This is a genomic window from Streptomyces odontotermitis (assembly GCF_050510915.1).
Taxonomy (GTDB): domain Bacteria; phylum Actinomycetota; class Actinomycetes; order Streptomycetales; family Streptomycetaceae; genus Streptomyces.
Genome location: NZ_JBNJLS010000021.1, coordinates 14,222 through 32,175, shown reverse-complemented (window position 1 = coordinate 32,175; position 17,954 = coordinate 14,222). Strand labels below are relative to the sequence as shown.

The window sequence follows — 17,954 nt, the reverse complement described above, 5'->3', positions numbered from 1 at the left end:
CAGCCGTGCCTCGTCAGGCGGTTACCGGACCATTGTGTCGTGCGGCTCCTCGGCTCCGGAGGTGTGTTCACCCTTACCTTGCTCAGCCGCACCGCACGGGCACTCCGGATGCGGGGGCACCGGCCGGGCATGCCAGTCGAAACCGGGCACCGACGCCTCCCAGCGCACCCCCGCGCTCGCCGCCGCCGCTCCGTCGAGAAAGGCCAGCGCATGCGCCGCGGCGAGGCCGCCGACGGTGGTGGCGAGGGCCAGGTCACAGGCGGGCACATGGCGGGCGTGCCCCGAGCGCCACTGGGCCGACATCCGCGCCCAGCTGGGATCCCGGCGCACCCGGTCCCGGTGCAGACAGCCCGCGCAGGCCGTGGCTCCGGGCAGGACCAGGGGCCCCACCAGGCCCGTGGCCTCGACCACGCCCGCGTACAGATGCGGGATCCCCGAGGCGACGAGGGGCTCGGCGGCGGCCGGATCGGGGGCGTGGGCGTCCAGCCCGTCGCGTGGCGCGATGATCACCAGGGAGAGCTCCTGCTCACCGGGGTCGCCCGTGGGCCGCGGCGGGCGCCCCGGGGCGCAGCGCCGCACGAGCCGTTGCGCGGAGGTGTCCCTGCGCTCTCCGACGGACTCGACGGGCAGCCCGCCCGGCGCCACGTCCCACGGCTCGACACAGCCTCCGTCCCGCACATCCACCAGCCCCACGCCCGCCCCCGACAGCACCGCCGCCACCACCGAGCCCACCCGACCGGCGCCCTGCACCCGCACCCGCATGGCCCGGCGCGCCGCCAACTTCCGCATGCCGTCGCCGGGCTCGGACGTGACCACCGACAGCGAGGCCAGGTCGGGGCGCAGTCGGTCGAGCACCGGTTGCCGCTGCCGCAGGGCCTCGGCATCCGGGCCCCCGCCCCGCGAGTCGTCGAGGAGCCCGGCGCGGGTCAGCCGCCGCACCAGCTGATCCACGTGGCCGTCCGGCAGGCCCATCCGGCGGCCCTCCTCGCGCAGCAGCGGCAAGCCGCGGGTGCCGTCCAGGAGGGAGAGGAAGCTGCCCGTCGCCGTGTCCACCGGGCCGAGCACCAGCGCATGCGCCGGCGCCACCCCGAACTGCACGGTGCTCAGGTCCCGCCAGCCGCGCCGCAGCACCGGTTTCAAGATCGGATACATGGCCGTCCCCCGTCGTCCCCCGTCGCACTCCGGCGCAGGCCCCGATCGCCTCGCCGGTCGATTGCCAGAATGCCCGTTCCGTCCGGGAGCCGCCGAACGTTGTCCACAGGCTGGGGATATTCGTCGTACTAATCCAGCGCACGGGGAGTGGATCGGCAGCGAACCGTCCCGGAGGCGGGACTTCCCCCTTGTCCAGCGGGTAACGTCGGGGCGTGCCCGCCGACCCACTGCACCGCGCCGGAAATCCACAGCGCAGCACGACCAGCCCGCCGTCAGGCGGCTCGGGAGTGAGCGCGGTCGAGGTACGCAGAAGCGCACGCCGACGGAGAACGGTATCCGCGTACCGCGAGGGCGATCGCACCGTGGTCCTCATCCCCGCCCGGATGTCCGAGGCGGAGGAGCAGCGCTGGGTCAACGTCATGCTCGACAAGCTCGCGGCGCAGGAGAGCAAGCGGGTCCTCGGCGACGCCGAGCTCGCGGAGCGTGCCGAGCTGCTGTCCACCCAGTACTTCGAGGGCCGCGCGCGGCCGAAGTCCGTGCGCTGGGTCACCAACCAGAACACCCGGTGGGGCTCGTGCACGCCGTCCGAGGGCAGCATCCGCCTCTCGCACCGGCTGCAGGGCATGCCGGAGTACGTCGTGGACTATGTCCTCGTCCACGAGCTGGCCCACCTTCTCGTCCCCGGTCACGGCCCCCGGTTCTGGCGGCTCCTCGACGCGTATCCGCGCACCGAGCGGGCCCGCGGATATCTGGAGGGAGTGGTCGCCGCCGACCGGCTGCCGCATCTGCCCGCGGCCCGCGAAGAATGACCGACCACCGTCTTGCGGTGGTTCTGTACCGGGTCTGTACCGGCGTCGTCCGGTGTCGGTGTTTGCGGTTAGCCTGGCGCGACGCATTCACCATCGGGATGGGGGACGGTCGTTACGTATGGCCAGGGAATTCCAACGCGGCCACAAGGCCAGGATCAGTGACCTCACCGCAGGGACGGATCTGTACGTAGGCGTGCAGATCTCGGCGCCGGGGCTGACCTTCGACATCAGCTGCTTCGGCCTTGACGCGAGCGAACGGCTCTCGGACGACCGCTATTTCGTCTTCTTCAATCAGCCGAAGTCGCCCGAGGAGTCCATCCAGCTCCTCGGCGAGCAGGCCGGTGACACCGAGTCGTTCCGCGTCACCCTCGACCGGATTCCGCAGCAGATCCAGAAGCTGTCGTTCACCGCGACCATCGACGGCGCCGGCCAGATGTCGCAGATCGCTCCCGGCTACATCCGGATCGTCGCCGGTGGCGAGGAGGTGGCCCGGTACTCCTTCAACGGCGCCGAGTTCTCCACCGAGCGCGCGGTGATGCTGGGCGACTTCTACCTGAAGGACGTCTGGCGGTTCGCCGCGGTCGGCCAGGGCTTCGACGGCGGACTCGACGCGCTCCTGAAGAACTTCGGCGGCGAGGTCGCCGAGGAAGAGCCCGCCGCGCAGCAGCCGCAGGCCGGGGCGCCGTCCTTCGCGCCGCCCGCCCAGGCCACCGCGCCGCCCGCGTTCGGCGCCCCCGGTGGCGGCACCCCCGCCCCGGCTCCCGCAGCCCCCGCCCCGGCCCCGGCCGCCCCGGCCCCCGCTCCCGCGCAGTCCTTCGCGCCGCCCCAGGGTGCGACCCCGCCGCCCGCCCCGGCTCCGAACGACCCGTCGGTGCACGCCGCTCAGACCATCGTGGCGCCCATGAACCCGCCGGGCGGGGCGACGCCGCCCCCGCCGCCTCCCGGATACGGCCAGCCCGGCCAGCAACAGCCCCCGCAGCAGCCGCAGTTCGGCCAGGTCCCGGGCCAGACCCCGCCGCCGCCCCCGGGCTACGGCCAGCCCGCCGCACCGCCGCCTCCTGGCTACGTCCAGCCCCAGGGACAGTTCCCCGGCCAGGCCGCCCCGCCCGGAGCCCCGTACGGACAGCCGCAGGGCGCGCCGCCCGGAGTCCCGCAGGGGATGCCGCAGGGCGGCGGCGCCCCGGGTGTGGCCGCCGCGCTCGCCGCCTACCGAGAGGCCCCGACGGGACAGCGCTGGACGCCGCAGAACAAGAAGATGGTCCGCGTCGACCTCGGCGTCAGCGAGCAGCCCGTGCTCGCGCGGCAGGGCAGCATGGTGCTCTACCAGGGCAAGGTCGAATTCAGCTACAAGGGCGCCGGGTTCGCCGGCCGCATCGTGGGCAACGCCACCGGCCAGGAGATGCAGCTCATGCGCTGCTCCGGCCGCGGCCAGGTCTTCTTCGCCGAAGAGGGCACCCACCTGCACCCCATCGAGCTCCAGGGAGACGCGATCTGCGTCTCCGCGGAGAGCGTTCTCGCCTTCGACGAGACGCTGCAGTACGAGGTCCGCCGCATCGAGGGGCACGGCATCCCCGGAGGGGCGCTCTTCGTCATGCAGTTCCAGGGGAGCGGCACCGTCGTCGTGAAGACGCACGGCGTGCCCATCGTCCTGCCCGTCACGCCCACGACCTTCGCCGACTGCCACGCCGTGGTCGCCTGGTCGGCGGCCGCGCAGGCGATCGTCTCCAGCCAGGTGCGCCTGCGCGCCAACGCCTACGCGGGCTCCACGGGGGAGAGCGTGAACCTCCAATTCCGGGGCGCACCGGGCAATTTCATCATCGTCCAGCCGTACGAGGTCTGAGGGAGCCCGTCATGAATCAGCAGCTCGCGGGCTTTGCCCCGGCACCCGTCTCCGCCCGCATGGAGAACCACGGCAACCACATGGTCAAGGTGGCCATGCAGACCGGGAACGACCTCCTCGCGCGCGTGGGGTCGATGGTCGCCTACGAAGGGTTCGTGCAGTACGAGCCCAACCCGCCCGCCGTCCGCCAGATCGCACGCGACTGGATCACCGGCGAGGGCGCCCCGTTGATGAAGTGCACCGGAGACGGCCTGCTCTATCTCGCCGACTACGGAGCCGACGTCGTCGTCATCAACCTGGCGGGCGACTCCCTGTCGGTGAACGGCACCAACCTCCTCGCCCTCGACGCGTCCCTGCAGTGGGGCGTCGAGCGGGTCAAGGGCCTGGCCAAGTTCGCCGGACAGGGCCTGTGGAACATCAAGATCTCCGGCCAGGGCTGGGTCGCGCTGACGTCCCGCGGCACCCCGATCGTCGTCGACTGCGGCCGCGGCGAGGACGAGACGTACGTCGACCCGGACGCGCTGGTCGCCTGGTCGCCGAACCTGAAGGTGAAGGGCAAGCGCAGCTTCAAGGCGGGCTCGCTCATCGGGCGCGGCAGCGGGGAGGCGTACCAGATGGGCTTCTCCGGAGAGGGCATCGTCGTCGTACAGCCCAGCGAGGACAGCACCGACCGTCTCCGAGCCCGGGGCTGAGGGGGAGCAACAAGTCATGCAGAGCACACTTTTCGCGCATGCCGAGCAGCAGACGCAGGAGCGCTACTCCGTCCAGAACCCGCAGATGCTGCGGGTCGCCCTGGAGGGGCACGACGACGTGCTGGCCCGCAAGGGGGCGATGGTCGCCTACCAGGGGCTGATCGAGTTCGACGCCGAGTACCAGAGCCAGGGCCAGCAGCGGGCCCGCGCCCACACCGGCGAGGGCCTGGACCTGATGCGCTGCCACGGCCAGGGCGCCGTCTACCTCGCCAACCTCGCGCAGTACATCCATGTCGTCGACGTGGAGCAGGACGGCCTGACCGTGGACAGCAGCTATGTCCTCGCGATGGACTCGTCGCTGACCCATCAAGTCATCGCTGTGGACAGCCAGTACGGCATCTCCGGCTCCGGCAAGTACCAGCTCAACATCACCGGGCGCGGCAAGGTCGCCCTGATGACCTCGGGCCAGCCGCTGATGCTGCAGGTCACGCCGGAGCGGTACGTGAACGCGGACGCCGACGCGATCGTGGCCTGGTCCAACGGCCTGCGGGTGCAGATGCAGGCGCAGACGCACTCCACGGGCGTGTGGCGCCGCCGCGGCAACACCGGTGAGGGCTGGGAGCTCAGCTTCATGGGCCAGGGCTACGCGCTGGTGCAGCCCAGCGAGATGCTGCCGCCGCAGAACGCCGTGATCGGCCAGGGCATGCGCGCCCAGTACGGCATGGGACAGCAGGGCGCCCGGGGGCAGAACCAGGGCAACGTCTGGAGCTAGTACGGCAGTTACGGACATGCGTAAGGGGCGACCACCGAAGCGGTCGCCCCTTACGCATGCTCATGGAGAGGACGGTCAGAGCCTCGCGCGCGTGGCCTCCACCAGGCGTACGACCGACTCGTCGGCCACCCCGGCCACCTCGTCGTAGCCGAACCAGCGCAGGTCCAAGGACTCGTCGCTGATCCGCTCCTCGGCGCCCGCCGGGGCCAGCGCGGCGTACTGCACGTCCAGGTGCCAGGCGCACGGCGTGTGGTGGCGGTCCAGGCGCACCGGGCCGCCCGGCAGGAGCGTGAGCCCTTGGATGCCGGACTCCTCGGTGCCCTCGCGCAGCGCCGCGTCCGCGAGCCCGGCGTCGTGGGTCTCGCAGTGACCGCCCATCTGGAGCCACATGCGCAGCTTCTTGTGCAACGTCAGCAGGACCTTGCCGCGCTCCGGGTCGAGGACCAGGGCGCTCGCCGTGATGTGCCCGTCCGTGCAGGACTTCCACATGCCGTCGGGATGAGCGGCGAGATGGTCCAGGTAGGTCTGGCGCAGCTCTTCCTGGTCGTCGTATGTCTTCAGGACGAGGACGGCGTCGTCGTGGAGGCTCACTCGGTGCCGTCGCCCTTGTCGTCCTCGTCCTTCTTCTTCAGATCGGGCTTCTCTGCCGCCTCGCCCAGCATCTTGTCCAGCTCGGAGAAGTCCAGCTGCTCGCGGTGGACGAAGCCGTCCGGGTCGTCCAGGTCCGTGGCGGTGGGGAGCATGTCGGGGTGCTCCCACAGGCCGTCGCGGCCGTCGACGCCGCGCGCGTCCGTGAGCGAGGCCCACAGGCGCGAGGCGTCCCGCAGGCGGCGCGGGCGCAGCTCCAGGCCGATCAGGGTCGCGAAGGTCTGCTCGGCGGGGCCGCCCGTCGCCCGGCGGCGGCGCAGCGTCTCGCGCAGCGCGTCGGCCGACGAGAGGCGCGGCTTGGCGGCGGCGTGGACCACCGCGTCCACCCAGCCCTCGACGAGCGCGAGAGCCGTCTCCAGGCGGGCCAGCGCGGCCTTCTGCGCGGGAGTGTCCTCCGGCTGGAACATGCCCTGCTGGAGCGCCTGCTGGAGCTCCTCGGGGTTCTGCGGGTCGAACTGGCCGACCACGTCCTCCAGCTTGGCGGTGTCGACCTTGATCCCGCGCGCGTAACCCTCGACAGCGCCGAAGAGGTGCGAGCGCAGCCACGGCACGTGGGCGAAGAGCCGCTGGTGGGCGGCCTCGCGCAGCGCCAGGTAGAGGCGGACCTCCTCCTGGGGGACGCCCAGGTCCTTGCCGAACGCCTCCACGTTCACCGGCAGCAGGGCGGCCTTGCCGGACGGGCCGAGCGGCAGGCCGATGTCGGTGGAGCCGACGACCTCGCCCGCGAGCACGCCCACGGCCTGCCCGATCTGCTGGCCGAACATGGCGCCGCCCATGGACTTCATCATCCCGATCAGCGGGCCCGCCATGGCCTGCATCTCCTCGGGCAGCACGTCGCCCATCGCCAGGCCCACGCGCTCGGCCACCGGGTCGACGAGCTCCTTCCACACCGGAAGGGTCGCCTCCACCCACTCCGCGCGGGACCAGGCCACGGCCGAGCCGGAGCCCGAGGGCAGCGACGTCGCGTCGTCCAGCCAGAGGTCGGCGAGGCGCACGGCCTCCTCGACGGCGGAGCGCTCGGCGGGGCCGACGCTCGCGTCCTTGGTGCCGTCAGGGGTGCCCTGGGCGACCGTCTGGCGGGCGATGTCCTTGGCCATGTCCCAGTTCACCGGGCCGCCCTCGTACGAGAGCATCTGGCCGAGCTGCTGGAAGGCGGCCCCGAGGTCGTTCGGGTTCATCGAACCGAACATCGCGGCGAAAGGATTGTCCCCGCCGCCCGGACCGCCCGCACCGGGCAGGCCGAAGCCGAAGGGGTTCGCGGGGCCACCTGCGCCCTGTTCCCCTCCGGGGGTGTCCTTCTTCTTGCCCTCGTCGCCGTTCTCCGGCTCCTCCGGCGGAAGGCCGAATCCGAATGGGGTGTCACTCACGGGATTCCTCGGCTCGTAGGGCCGCCGGATGACTTCCGGCGGCGGCTGCCCGACAACACCCTCCAGCGTAGACACCGTGGCGGGTTCGGGCCTCGGTGCTTCGCCGTCTCGGGGCCTGCGGCAGGATGGATGCCACCTGGTACGTACGCGTCATTCACGTACGTACTGAAGACAACCGCTGGAGACGCCCGGTGAGTTCCCCAGATCCACAGGTTCGCGCAGCGCGAAACCTCTCAACCCCAGCCGGTGTGCGCGGCCCCGTCGTGGCCGTCACCGGTGCCGCGTCCGGTGTGGGCGCGCTGCTGGTGGAGCGGCTCGCGGCCGCCGAAGAGATCAAACAGGTCGTGGCCATCGACGAGCGCCGGGGCGAGTGCGCCCAGGCGCAGTGGCACATCCTGGACGTCCGGGACCCGGCGATCGCGGAGAAGCTGCGCGGTGTGGACGTCGTGGTGCACCTCGCGCTCGACCTCGATCTGGAGACCGACGCCGCGGCCCGCACCGCGTACAACGTACGGGGCACCCAGACCGTGCTGACCGCTGCCGCCGCCGCGGGGGTCCACCGCGTCGTCCTGTGCACGTCGGCGATGGTCTACGGAGCACTCGAGGACAACGAACTCCCTCTCTCCGAAGACGCCGAACTGCGGGCGACCGCCGAGGCCACGGGCGTCGGCGACCTCCTGGAGGTCGAGCGGCTCGCCCGCCGCGCACCCCGCGCGCACCCCGGCCTGAACGTGACCGTGGTCCGCCCCGCCATCCTGGTCGGCGGCACGGACACGGCGCTGACCCGCTACTTCGAGTCACCGCGCCTCCTTGTCGTGGCCGGCTCGCACCCCGCCTGGCAGTTCTGCCACGTCGAAGACCTGTGCAGCGCCCTGGAGTACGCCGTCCTGGAGAAGGTCGAGGGCGAGCTCGCCGTGGGCTGCGACGGCTGGCTCGAACAAGAAGAGGTCGAGGAGCTCAGCGGCATCCGCCGCATGGAGCTGCCGTCCACCGTCGCGCTCGGCGCCGCGGCCCGGCTGCACCGCATCGGTCTCACCCCGTCACCGGCCGGTGACCTGGCGTACACGATGTACCCCTGGGTCGTCAGCGGGAGCAGGCTGCACGACGCCGGGTGGCGGCCGCAGTGGACCAACGAGGAGGTCCTCGCCGAGCTCCTGGAAGAGGTGGCGGGGCGCCGGACGGTGGCCGGGCGCCGCCTCGGCCGCAAGGACGCGACGGCGGCGGGCGCCGCGGGCGCGACGGTCGCGCTGCTGGGCGCGGCGGCGGTGGTGCGCAGAGCGCGCAAGGCGCGGCGCCGGATCTGAGGACGGTTCTGCGGGGAAGCCGAGAGGCGGAAGCCGGCCGACGCTCCGGAAGGAGTCGGCCAGCGCTCCGGAAAGGGGTTGGGCGGGGGCGGGAAAGGGGCTGGGCGGGGGGACCTGTAGGGAGCTCCAATGCGGCACGCGCGCGTGCCGGGTGAAACGGCTATTCCGTGATGTCCGTGCCGTGCGGCACCATGGCGGCATGGCACGCACCACGATCGACCACCCCGGCGAGCAGGCAGCCCAGGACCCCATCCGGCTGCTTGCCATCCGTGACACCCCGCTCTCCCTGGACGAGGTCTTCCAGGCCGCCGGCGACGACGCGGCGGGCGGCACGGCGCTCTTCGTCGGCACCGTGCGCAACCACGACGGGGGTGCGGACGTGGCCGAGCTGGGCTACTCCAGCCACCCCACCGCCGAGGCCGAGATGCGCCGTGTGGCCGAGAAGGTCGTCGCCGAATTTCCCGTACGGGCGCTGGCCGCCGTCCACCGCGTGGGTGACCTGGCCGTCGGCGACCTCGCGGTGGTCGTCGCGGTCTCGTGCCCGCATCGTGCGGAAGCGTTCGCGGCCTGCCGCAAGCTGATCGACGACCTCAAGCACGAAGTGCCGATCTGGAAGCACCAGCGCTTCACCGACGGCAAGGAGGAGTGGGTCGGCGCCTGCTGAGGGCCGAAGTCCATACCGCCAGAAGGCCGTTCCGGTTGCGTAACCCGACCCCTGCCGTGAGCGTTGAGAAGGCGGATGGTTAATCTGCTGATCGGTCAGTTCTGGTTGCTCGTGGGGTCGGGAGGTCGATGTGGCGGCACTTGCCTGGCTGCTGATTCCGCTTCTGGCTGCGGTCGGCGCGGGCCTGTGGGGGAGCTGGGCGGCGCGCAACCGCAAGACCGGTGACGTCACGGAGCTCAACGGCTACGCGGCCTTCCGCGAGGCGATGGAGAAGTCCCAGGCGCCGGACCACACCGCCAGGACCCCCGCCCACTCAGGCTCCGGTACCGACGCGGCGTGAGCCCCGACGAAGGCGGCCGGGCCCCGTACGGACCGGCCCCACAGGTGCGTTGACAGACCCGTCCCGTACTGTCGTTCCATGCCACGCCGCACTGCGACGATGCTCGCCTCCACCCTCATGCTGATCGCGCTGCTCTGCGCGGGAGTGCTCATCAAGGTCCCGTACTCGGAGATGTCCCCGGGCCCCACCGTGAACACCCTCGGGGACCACGACGGCGAGCCGGTGCTGCAGATCTCCGGCCGCAAGACGTACCCGACGACCGGTCACCTCAACATGACGACGGTCCGGGTCACCAGCGCCGACTACAACATGAACCTCGCGGAGGCGGTCTACGGCTGGATCGCCCACGACAACATCGTGGTGCCGCACGACACCCTCTACCCGGACGGGAAGACGGAGCAGCAGTCCAGCCAGGAGAACGCCGAGGAGTTCAGCCAGTCCCAGGAGAGCGCCAAGGTCGCCGCCCTGAAGGAGCTGGACATCCCGGTGAAGTCGCAGGTCATCGTCTCCACGGTGGTCAAGGGCGACCCGGCCGAGGGCAAGCTGCACGCGGGCGACGTGATCAAGGCGGTGGACGGAAAGCCCGTCAAGGAGATGACGGACGTCGCGAAGCTGGTCACCGAGCACAAGCCCGGCGAGAAGGTCACCTTCACCATCGTGCCCGTCAAGGAGGCGGCCGCCGCCGAGAAGGCGAACAAGGCGCCGACGAAGACCGAGGACGTCACGATCACCACGAAGAAGGCGGACAAGGGCGACCGCGCCATCGTGGGTATCCAGGCCGGGACGGACCACACCTTCCCGTTCACGATCGACATCAAGCTCGCCGACGTCGGCGGGCCCAGCGCCGGGCTGATGTTCGCCCTCGGCATCGTCGACAAGCTGACGCCCGAGGACCTCACGGGCGGCAAGTTCGTGGCGGGCACCGGCACGATCGACGACAGCGGCAAGGTCGGCCCGATCGGCGGCATCGAGATGAAGACGGTCGGCGCCCGCGAGAAGGGGGCGCAGTACTTCCTGACGCCCAAGGAGAACTGCGCGGCCGCCGCGAAGGACGTCCCCGACGGGCTCACGCTGGTCAAGGTCCACACCATCGACGACGCGGTCAAGGCGCTGAAGGACATCCGCAAGGGAGACACCGCCGGCCTGCCGCAGTGCACCAAGGGCTGAGGCCAGGGCCATGACGCGGAGCCGTACGCGGGCGGGGGCGACCCCACCCGCGTACGCACGTCCGGAGCTACTCCGCGAACGTGGCGGCGAGCGCGTCCGCGAGACCCGGCACCAGGTCGGAGCCCGTGAGGACCTCCGTGGGCGAGTCCTTCTCGCGCAGCCGCAGCGCCGACTCACGGGCGCCGTCACGGAGCACCGCGACGGTCATGCGGACCTCCTGGCGGTCGGGGTGCTTCGCCACCCACTTCGCGAGCTGAGCCTCGCTCAGGCCGTCGGGGACGGACGTCTCGGCGGACGGCGGCAGCATCAGGCGCTCCACGGTGAGGGCGCAGCCCGCCACCGCGTCCGGCCAGGCGATGGTGCCGAGGAACTCGTCCAGCGCCTTGTCCGCGGGAATCTCGTCCTGCTCGATGGGGGTGTAGCCGGCGTGCTCCACGCCGTCGTCGAGGCCGAGCTGGGAGGCGAGGCCGGGTTCTTGGGTGCGCAGCCGCGCCGTGTCGACGAGGGCGAAGAGGCGTGCGGGCCGGTCCCAGCCGAGGCCGGAGGCGTACTCGTCGAGTTCGAGTACGGCCCGGGTGAGGGGGCTCGCTGCCATGGGAGTGTTGGACATGGTCACAATCCTGCCTCGTTAGTCCCCGGAAACGGGAACCGAGTAAAGCGTGAGTAAGTTGCATAGGTGAGGGTCCGCGATCACGGGGGCCTGACCGATAACGGACCATCACGGATCCTCACGGATCAACAGCGAACTTCGAGGTGCGCACCTTGGCTTTCCAGATGCCGGACCGCGGCGGAGGCCGCGGAGGCCCGACGGGGCCACGGATCAGAGTGGGCCGACCGTCCCGTCGTGTCCGGACGCTGCTCATGACTCTGGGCGTCCTGGCGGTTCTCGCCATGGCGTTCGTCATGTTCGCGGGGTTCTGGACGGACTGGCTCTGGTACCGCTCGGTCCACTATTCGTCCGTCTTCACGACGACCCTGTGGACCAAGATCGGTCTGTTCTTCGTCTTCGGGCTGCTGATGGCCGCCGCGGTGGGCGTGAACATCTGGCTGGCCCACCGGCTGCGGCCGCCGCTGAGCGCCATGTCCGTGGAGCAGCAGAGCCTCGACCGGTACCGCATGGGCATCGCCCCGTACAAGAAGTGGCTGCTGATCGGGATCACCGCCCTGGTGGGTCTGATCGCCGGTGCCTCCGCCGCGGGGCAGTGGCGCACCTGGCTGCTGTGGGTCAACGGAGTCTCCTTCGGCCAGAAGGACCCGCAGTTCCACATGGACGTGTCCTTCTTCGCGTTCGACCTGCCCTGGTACCGCTTCCTGCTCGGCTTCGGCTTCGCGGCCACGGTGCTCGCGCTCGTCGCCGCCGCGCTCACCCACTACCTGTACGGCGGGCTGCGGATCACCAGCCCCGGCGGGCGGGCCACCGCCGCCGCGACCGGTCACCTCTCGGTGCTGCTCGGCGTCTTCGTGGCGCTCAAGGCCGTCGCGTACTGGCTCGACCGGTACGGCCTCGCGGTGAAGTCCGGTGACTTCAAGGCGACGAGCAACTGGACGGGCCTGCGGTACGTCGACGCGAACGCCTATCTGCCGGCGAAGACGATCCTGTTCTGCATCGCCGTCATCTGCGCCCTGCTCTTCTTCGCGACGCTGTGGCGGCGCACCTGGCAGCTCCCGGTCATCGGCTTCGGCCTGATGGTGCTCTCCGCGATCCTCATCGGCGGCCTGTACCCCGCGATCGTGCAGAAGTTCCAGGTCCAGCCGAACGAGCAGGCCAAGGAAGCGCCGTACATCGAGAAGAACATCGAGGCCACCCGCAACGCCTACGGCATCAGCGGGGTGAAGCCCGAGGACTACAAGGGCGCGGGCAAGGTCGACGAGGACGCCAAGAACAAGCGTGAGGACGCGGACTCGGCCGCCAACTACCGGCTGAACGACCCGAACATCGTCTCGCCGACGTTCCAGCAGCTGGAGCAGGAGCGCAGCTACTACCAGTTCCCCAAGACGCTGGACGTGGACCGCTACAACGGCCAGGACACCATCGTGGGCCTGCGCGAGCTGAACGTGAACAAGCTCGACAAGCGGAACTGGATCAACGACCACTTCGCCTACACCCACGGCTACGGCATGGTCGCCGCCAAGGGCACGGAGACGAAGAAGGGCTCCAAGGGCGCCCCGGACTTCACCGAGTCCGGCCTGCCCACCACCGGCAACCTCGGCGAGTACGAGCAGCGGATCTACTACGGCGAGAAGACGACGCAGTACTCGATCGTGGGCGGGCCCCAGAAGGAGCTCGACTACGAAGAGGACGGCGGCGGCCAGAAGACCTACAGCTACAAGGGCAAGAGCGGGGTCAACCTCTCCAATCCGATCAACCGCGCCGCGTACGCGGTGTCCTTCGGAGAGCCGCAGATCCTGTACTCGGGCGCGATCGGCGAGGGTTCGCGGATCCTCTACAACCGCACCCCCAAGGAGCGGGTCGAGGCGGTGGCGCCCTGGCTGACCATCGACGGCGACGTGTATCCGACGGTGGTCGACGGCCGCATCCAGTGGGTCGTCGACGCGTACACCACGAGCAACGGATATCCGTACGCCTCGCGGACCACCCTCGGCGACAGCACCGCCGACTCCCTGTCGCAGGCCGACAGCCAGCGCACGGTGATCGCGCAGCAGAACCAGGTCAACTACATCCGGAACTCGGTGAAGGCGACCGTCGACGCGTACACCGGTGACGTCAAGCTCTACACCTGGGACGACAAGGACCCGGTCCTGAAGACCTGGAAGAAGGCGTTCCCCGGCACGGTCAAGGACAAGAGCGAGATCCCGCCGAAGCTGATGGACCACCTGCGCTACCCGCAGGACATGTTCAAGGTGCAGCGCGAACTGCTGACGAAGTACCACGTCACGGACCCCGGCCAGTTCTACAACGCGAGTGACGCCTGGCAGGTGCCGAACGACCCGACCAAGAAGGACCAGAGCGCGGTTCCGCCGTACTACCTGTCCATGAAGTCGCCGGGTCAGTCGCAGCAGCAGTTCTCCCTGACGACGACGTTCACCCCCAGTGAGCGGCCGAACCTACGGGCCTTCATGTCGGTCGACGCCGACGCGAGAAGCAAGAACTACGGCAAGATGCAGCTGCTCAGAGTCAGAGGCGACGTCGACGGCCCGGAACAGGTGCAGAACAAGCTGAACTCCATGACGGAGGTCGGCAACTTCGTCCGCGACATGAAGGGCGCCGACTCCGACGTCCTCTACGGCAATCTGCTGACCGTGCCCCTGGACGACGGCTTCTTGTACGTCGAGCCCGTCTACGTCCAGGGACGCAAGTCGGCGTATCCGCTCCTGAAGAAGGTCGCGGTGTCCTACGGGACGGAGACCGCCTTCGCGGATTCCCTGAGCGACGGCCTCAACCAGGTCTTCGGCGTCGACGGCGGCACCAAGCCGCCGGATGAAGGCGGCGACGAGCCGACCAAGCCGCCGAAGACGAACGACCCGACGGTCAAGGCCGCCCTCGACGACGCCCAGAAGGCGTTCGAGGAGGGCGAGACGGCCATGAAGGACGGCGACTGGAAGGCGTACGGCGAGGCCCAGAAGCGTCTCCAGGAGGCGCTGCAGCGGGCCGAGGACGCCTCGGACAAGGCCGCGAAGGGCAGTAAGAAGGGCGACTGAGGCCGCCCGGAAGGGCTCCACCCCGTGCCGTGGTACGGTTGCCGCACAACGGCGCGGGGTGGAGCAGCTCGGTAGCTCGCTGGGCTCATAACCCAGAGGTCGCAGGTTCAAATCCTGTCCCCGCTACTGAAGACGAGGGCCCGGATCCTGATCACAGGATCCGGGCCCTCGTCGTTGTGTCCGGGCCGCGTGGGGCGGCCTTGTCATGGCCTATGCCGATGACCTTGCCACCGGCCCGTGCCTGTTTGTGCGAACCGTGCTCCGCAGGGGGCGAGTTGAGGGATCTGTGTTTCACTTATCTCTCTGTGGGCATGTCGACAAAACGCTGAAGTGACCTCACTGGCTGCGGTATACGAGGTGTACCCAGGTTGCAGGTGGTGCGACGATGGACGTTATGGGGGACAAGGCAACTCTGTTGGAGACAGGGCGGTTTGTGCAGCCGGCCGACCGGGAGGACCCCGGGACGGCCGCGGAGGAGTTGCGGCATCGGATTGCCGCCGAGGCCGGGGACGTCGACGCGATGAGCGTCCTCGGCAGCCTGCTGCTGCGCCGCGGTGATCTCGACGGGGCCGAGTCTCTGCTGCGCGCCGCGACCGCCGAGGGTGACCGCGCAGCGGCCAACAACCTCGGCGTCCTGCTCCACCAGCGCGGCTACGCGGACGAGGCGGCCGGCTGGTGGCGGGTCGCCGCCGTCGCCGGTTCCGCGGCCGCGGCGCACGCGCTCGGGCGCCACCACCGTGAGCGCGGCGACGAGCCCGCCGCCGAGTACTGGCTGCGGCAGTCCGCCGAGCAGGGCCACACCCTCGGCGCGTACGCGCTCGCCGACCTCCTGGAGCACCGCGGCGACGTGGGCTCCGAGCGCTGGATGCGCACCGCCGCCGAGCGCGGCCACCGCGAGGCCGCCTACCGCCTGGCCCGCGCCGTCGACCGGAACGCGAAGCCGGGCCACGGCGAGGCCGAGCGTACCGAGGCCGAGCAGTGGTACCGCCAGGCGGCCGCGCGCGGCCACCGCAGGGCGGCGCTGCACCTCGGCGCGATCCTGGAACAGCGGGGCGAGCTCAAGGAGGCCGGGCGCTGGTATCTGACGTCCGCCAAGGACGGCGAGTCCCGGGCCGCCTGCGCGCTCGGCTTCCTGCTGCGCGACGCGGGCGACGAGGAGAGCGCCGCCGTCTGGTGGCTGCGGGCCGCCCAGGACGGCGACGGGAACGCGGCGAACGCGCTGGGCGCCCTGCACGCCGAGCGCGGCGAGACCCAGACCGCCGAGCGCTGGTACCGCGCGGCCATGGACGCGGGCGACGTGAACGGCGCGTACAACCTCGGGCTGCTCTGCGCCGAGCAGGGCCGCACCGCGCAGGCCGACCAGTGGTACCGGCGCGCGGCCTACGCCGGACACCGCGAGGCCGCCAACGCGCTCGCCGTGCTGCTGCTCCAGGGCGGCGACGCGGCCGGTGCCGAGCCGTGGTTCTCCAAGGCCGCCGAGGCGGGCAGCGTGGACGCGGCCTTCAACCTCGGGATCCTGTACGCGAGCCGGGGCGAGGACGACTCGGCCCTGCGCTGGTACGAGCGGGCGGCGGCGGCCGGGCACACCGACGCCGCGCTCCAGGTCGGCACCGCGCGCCTGCGCGACGGCGACGAGCGGGAGGCCGAGCGGCATCTGCGGTGCGCGGCCGGGGGCGGCAGCGCCGAGGCCGCCTACCGGCTCGGGAGTGTGCTCGACGCGCGCCGTCCGCCCGCGGGGGCGCCGGCGCTCGGCGAGAGCGTGGCGGAGAAGTCCGAGTGCGAGGAGTGGTACGAGCGGGCGGCGGAGCAGGGGCACCGGCGCGCGCAGGTCCGGGTCGGGATGCTGGCGGCGGGCCGGGGCGACGTCGTCGAGGCGGCCCGGTGGTACCGCCTGGCCGCGGAGGCGGGCAGCCGGAACGGGGCGTTCAACCTGGGTCTCCTGCTCGCCCGCGAGGGCAGCGAGCCGGAGGCCGCGCTGTGGTGGACGCGGGCCGCCGACGCGGGGCACGGCCGGGCGGCGCTGCGGCTCGCTCTGCTCTACGCGCGTCGGGGGGAGCTCGTGGAGGGGCAGCGCTGGGCCGCGCGGGCCGCGGAGCTCGGGCCCGCGGAGGTGTGCGAGCGGGCCACACGGCTGCGGGACGCGTTGCGGGAGGAGCTGTCCGCGTAGCGGCGCCGCCCGGATTTGCGCTGGTCGTGGGCCTGGCGTACTGTTGGGTTCACCGACGCGGGGTGGAGCAGCTCGGTAGCTCGCTGGGCTCATAACCCAGAGGTCGCAGGTTCAAATCCTGTCCCCGCTACTGAAACCGGAGGCCCGGGACTCGTAAGAGTCCCGGGCCTCCGGTGTTTTCCGCTTCCTACTTGTGGCCCACCGCCTCCTCGTACAGCGCGCGGTCCACCGTCCTCTCCTCGGGGATCTTGTCGCCCTTGGAGACGCCCGCCGCCGCGTACGCGTCCTGGAGGCGGTCCGTCGTGCCGGAGCGGATCTCCCAGTCCATGCGGAGGGACGGGGTGGACTTGAGGACCGACTCGTCGGTCTTGAGGAGCTTTGCGAGGTCGGTGACGAAGGCCGGGTCCTTCTTGTAGTCGCCGCGGAAGTACGTGTTCACCGTCCTGATGTACGCGCGGAGCAGGGCCACCCCCGCGTCCGGGTCCTCCTTGAGGAGGGTCGGGCCGAAGAGGAGACCGCCCAGGGGCTCGCCCTGGGGCTGGCCGCCGAGGAAGGCGAAGCGCCGGTCGCCGTCGACCTTGCGCCAGACCGGGTCGAGGAGCCAGGCCGAGTCGACGCCGCCGTTCTGCAGGGCGGTGAGGACGTCGGCCGAGCCGAGCTGCTGGAACTGGATCTTGTCGAGGCCGCCGCCGTGCTTCTTGAGGGCCTTGTTCATGGGGTACGAGATGACGGAGCCCTTGCCGATCATCGTGCCGAGCTTGCGGCCCGCCATGGGGACGTGGGTCGCCCGCTGGCCCTCCTTGAGGCGGACCCACAGGCCGCTCCTGGACTTCGGGTCGGGGGAGAAGTTTCCGGCCGTCCACTTGATGTCGAAGCCGCCGGTGATGCCGTTCATCACGGCTGCTTCCGGGGCGGCCCACTGGGCGGCGATGTCGCCCTGGGCGAGCAGGGGGAGGGCTTCGGGGGTGGGGAGCACCTTCAGGTGGACGTTCAGGCCCTCCTTCTTGAACTCGCCCTTCTCCACGGCCATTTGGAGGGGCGCGACGTACTCGGCGCTCAGGGTGCCGGTCGCGATCGTGAGGCTGCGTTCCTTCTTGAGGGGCTGGGGTGCGGGGGCGCCGGAGTCGCAGCGGGCGGGGGTGCGGTCCGGGGCCAGGTCGGCGGGGTCGGTCCAGCTGCCCTTGCCGCAGCCGGAGACCGTCTTGATGGTGCGGGGCTTGGCGGGTGCCGAGGTGTCGGGGGCGTCGTCCTCCTTGGCGCAGCCCGCCGTGGCGAGCAGGGCGCCCGCCAGGAGCAGGGTGAGGGGGAGCGTCGTCGTGCGGGTGGTGCGGGTGGTGCGGGTGGTGCGGTGCATGGCGGTGCCTCCGTACGT

Annotated in this window: 15 protein-coding genes and 2 tRNA genes; 12 read left to right on the top strand and 5 right to left on the bottom strand. The window is 71.0% G+C overall.

Annotation, left to right across the window (positions count from 1 at the left end):
* Positions 1–21: 21 nt before the first annotated feature.
* On the bottom strand, positions 22–1,152 hold the full coding sequence (locus ACQB60_RS37140; protein ID WP_496930510.1) for a TOMM precursor leader peptide-binding protein: 1,131 nt from the start codon (positions 1,150–1,152) through the stop codon (positions 22–24).
* 212 nt (positions 1,153–1,364) lie between these two features.
* Between ACQB60_RS37140 and ACQB60_RS37135 the strand changes: the two genes are divergently transcribed.
* From ACQB60_RS37135 to ACQB60_RS37120, 4 genes are all read left to right on the top strand, one after another.
* Positions 1,365–1,961: a M48 metallopeptidase family protein gene (locus tag ACQB60_RS37135; RefSeq protein ID WP_496930509.1), complete on the top strand. Its 597-nt coding sequence runs from the start codon at positions 1,365–1,367 to the stop codon at positions 1,959–1,961.
* 118 nt (positions 1,962–2,079) lie between these two features.
* Positions 2,080–3,801, top strand: coding sequence for a TerD family protein (locus ACQB60_RS37130; RefSeq protein ID WP_496930508.1), 1,722 nt, complete (start codon positions 2,080–2,082; stop codon positions 3,799–3,801).
* A gap of 11 nt (positions 3,802–3,812) precedes the next feature.
* Positions 3,813–4,493 carry an AIM24 family protein gene (locus ACQB60_RS37125; RefSeq protein ID WP_384842308.1) on the top strand — a complete coding sequence of 227 codons (681 nt, stop codon included), beginning with the start codon at positions 3,813–3,815 and terminating at the stop codon, positions 4,491–4,493.
* Positions 4,494–4,509: 16 nt separating this feature from the next.
* Complete coding sequence (locus tag ACQB60_RS37120) at positions 4,510–5,265, top strand: AIM24 family protein (protein ID WP_496930507.1); 756 nt, start codon at positions 4,510–4,512, stop codon at positions 5,263–5,265.
* A gap of 75 nt (positions 5,266–5,340) precedes the next feature.
* Here the strand turns inward: ACQB60_RS37120 and ACQB60_RS37115 are convergent, their stop codons facing one another.
* Entirely contained in the window at positions 5,341–5,856 is a 516-nt protein-coding gene (locus ACQB60_RS37115; RefSeq protein WP_496930506.1) for an NUDIX hydrolase, read from the bottom strand.
* Positions 5,853–7,280, bottom strand: a complete 1,428-nt coding sequence (locus ACQB60_RS37110; protein ID WP_496930505.1) for a zinc-dependent metalloprotease — start codon at positions 7,278–7,280, stop codon at positions 5,853–5,855. Before ACQB60_RS37110 ends, ACQB60_RS37115 begins: the two co-directional genes overlap by 4 nt.
* Before the next feature lie 191 nt (positions 7,281–7,471).
* On the opposite strand from ACQB60_RS37110, the gene ACQB60_RS37105 reads away from it, so the two are divergent.
* The 4 genes from ACQB60_RS37105 to ACQB60_RS37090 all read left to right on the top strand — a co-directional run bounded on the left by ACQB60_RS37105 (position 7,472) and on the right by ACQB60_RS37090 (position 10,755).
* Entirely contained in the window at positions 7,472–8,584 is a 1,113-nt protein-coding gene (locus ACQB60_RS37105; RefSeq protein WP_496930504.1) for an SDR family oxidoreductase, read from the top strand.
* 199 nt (positions 8,585–8,783) lie between these two features.
* Positions 8,784–9,248 (top strand): molybdenum cofactor biosynthesis protein MoaE, encoded by a 465-nt coding sequence (locus tag ACQB60_RS37100; protein ID WP_496930503.1) that lies wholly within the window; start codon positions 8,784–8,786, stop codon positions 9,246–9,248.
* A 130-nt stretch (positions 9,249–9,378) separates the two neighbouring features.
* Complete coding sequence (locus ACQB60_RS37095) at positions 9,379–9,588, top strand: hypothetical protein (RefSeq protein ID WP_496930502.1); 210 nt, start codon at positions 9,379–9,381, stop codon at positions 9,586–9,588.
* 78 nt (positions 9,589–9,666) lie between these two features.
* Positions 9,667–10,755, top strand: a complete 1,089-nt coding sequence (locus tag ACQB60_RS37090; protein WP_496930501.1) for a YlbL family protein — start codon at positions 9,667–9,669, stop codon at positions 10,753–10,755.
* A gap of 67 nt (positions 10,756–10,822) precedes the next feature.
* Here the strand turns inward: ACQB60_RS37090 and ACQB60_RS37085 are convergent, their stop codons facing one another.
* A complete protein-coding gene (locus ACQB60_RS37085) occupies positions 10,823–11,365 on the bottom strand; it encodes a PPA1309 family protein (protein WP_384842332.1) in 543 nt (180 codons plus the stop codon).
* A 164-nt stretch (positions 11,366–11,529) separates the two neighbouring features.
* Between ACQB60_RS37085 and ACQB60_RS37080 the strand changes: the two genes are divergently transcribed.
* From ACQB60_RS37080 to ACQB60_RS37065, 4 genes are all read left to right on the top strand, one after another.
* Positions 11,530–14,415: a UPF0182 family membrane protein gene (locus ACQB60_RS37080; protein WP_496930607.1), complete on the top strand. Its 2,886-nt coding sequence runs from the start codon at positions 11,530–11,532 to the stop codon at positions 14,413–14,415.
* Between the two features lie 52 nt (positions 14,416–14,467).
* A tRNA-Met gene (locus ACQB60_RS37075) sits at positions 14,468–14,541 on the top strand.
* Positions 14,542–14,800: 259 nt separating this feature from the next.
* Positions 14,801–16,582 (top strand): tetratricopeptide repeat protein, encoded by a 1,782-nt coding sequence (locus tag ACQB60_RS37070; protein WP_496930500.1) that lies wholly within the window; start codon positions 14,801–14,803, stop codon positions 16,580–16,582.
* A gap of 56 nt (positions 16,583–16,638) precedes the next feature.
* Positions 16,639–16,712, top strand: a tRNA-Met gene (locus ACQB60_RS37065).
* Between the two features lie 57 nt (positions 16,713–16,769).
* Here the strand turns inward: ACQB60_RS37065 and ACQB60_RS37060 are convergent.
* Positions 16,770–17,936, bottom strand: a complete 1,167-nt coding sequence (locus ACQB60_RS37060) for an ABC transporter substrate-binding protein (protein ID WP_496930499.1) — start codon at positions 17,934–17,936, stop codon at positions 16,770–16,772.
* Positions 17,937–17,954 lie beyond the last annotated feature (18 nt).

Coding starts and splice junctions, on each gene's coding strand:
- ACQB60_RS37125 (WP_384842308.1), top strand. CDS start 3,813: ATGAATCAGCAGCTCGCGGGCTTTGCCCCGGCACCCGTCTCCGCCCGC.
- ACQB60_RS37085 (WP_384842332.1), bottom strand. CDS start 11,365: ATGTCCAACACTCCCATGGCAGCGAGCCCCCTCACCCGGGCCGTACTC.
- ACQB60_RS37130 (WP_496930508.1), top strand. CDS start 2,080: ATGGCCAGGGAATTCCAACGCGGCCACAAGGCCAGGATCAGTGACCTC.
- ACQB60_RS37080 (WP_496930607.1), top strand. CDS start 11,530: ATGCCGGACCGCGGCGGAGGCCGCGGAGGCCCGACGGGGCCACGGATC.
- ACQB60_RS37090 (WP_496930501.1), top strand. CDS start 9,667: ATGCCACGCCGCACTGCGACGATGCTCGCCTCCACCCTCATGCTGATC.
- ACQB60_RS37060 (WP_496930499.1), bottom strand. CDS start 17,936: ATGCACCGCACCACCCGCACCACCCGCACCACCCGCACGACGACGCTC.
- ACQB60_RS37120 (WP_496930507.1), top strand. CDS start 4,510: ATGCAGAGCACACTTTTCGCGCATGCCGAGCAGCAGACGCAGGAGCGC.
- ACQB60_RS37070 (WP_496930500.1), top strand. CDS start 14,801: ATGGACGTTATGGGGGACAAGGCAACTCTGTTGGAGACAGGGCGGTTT.
- ACQB60_RS37100 (WP_496930503.1), top strand. CDS start 8,784: ATGGCACGCACCACGATCGACCACCCCGGCGAGCAGGCAGCCCAGGAC.
- ACQB60_RS37140 (WP_496930510.1), bottom strand. CDS start 1,152: ATGTATCCGATCTTGAAACCGGTGCTGCGGCGCGGCTGGCGGGACCTG.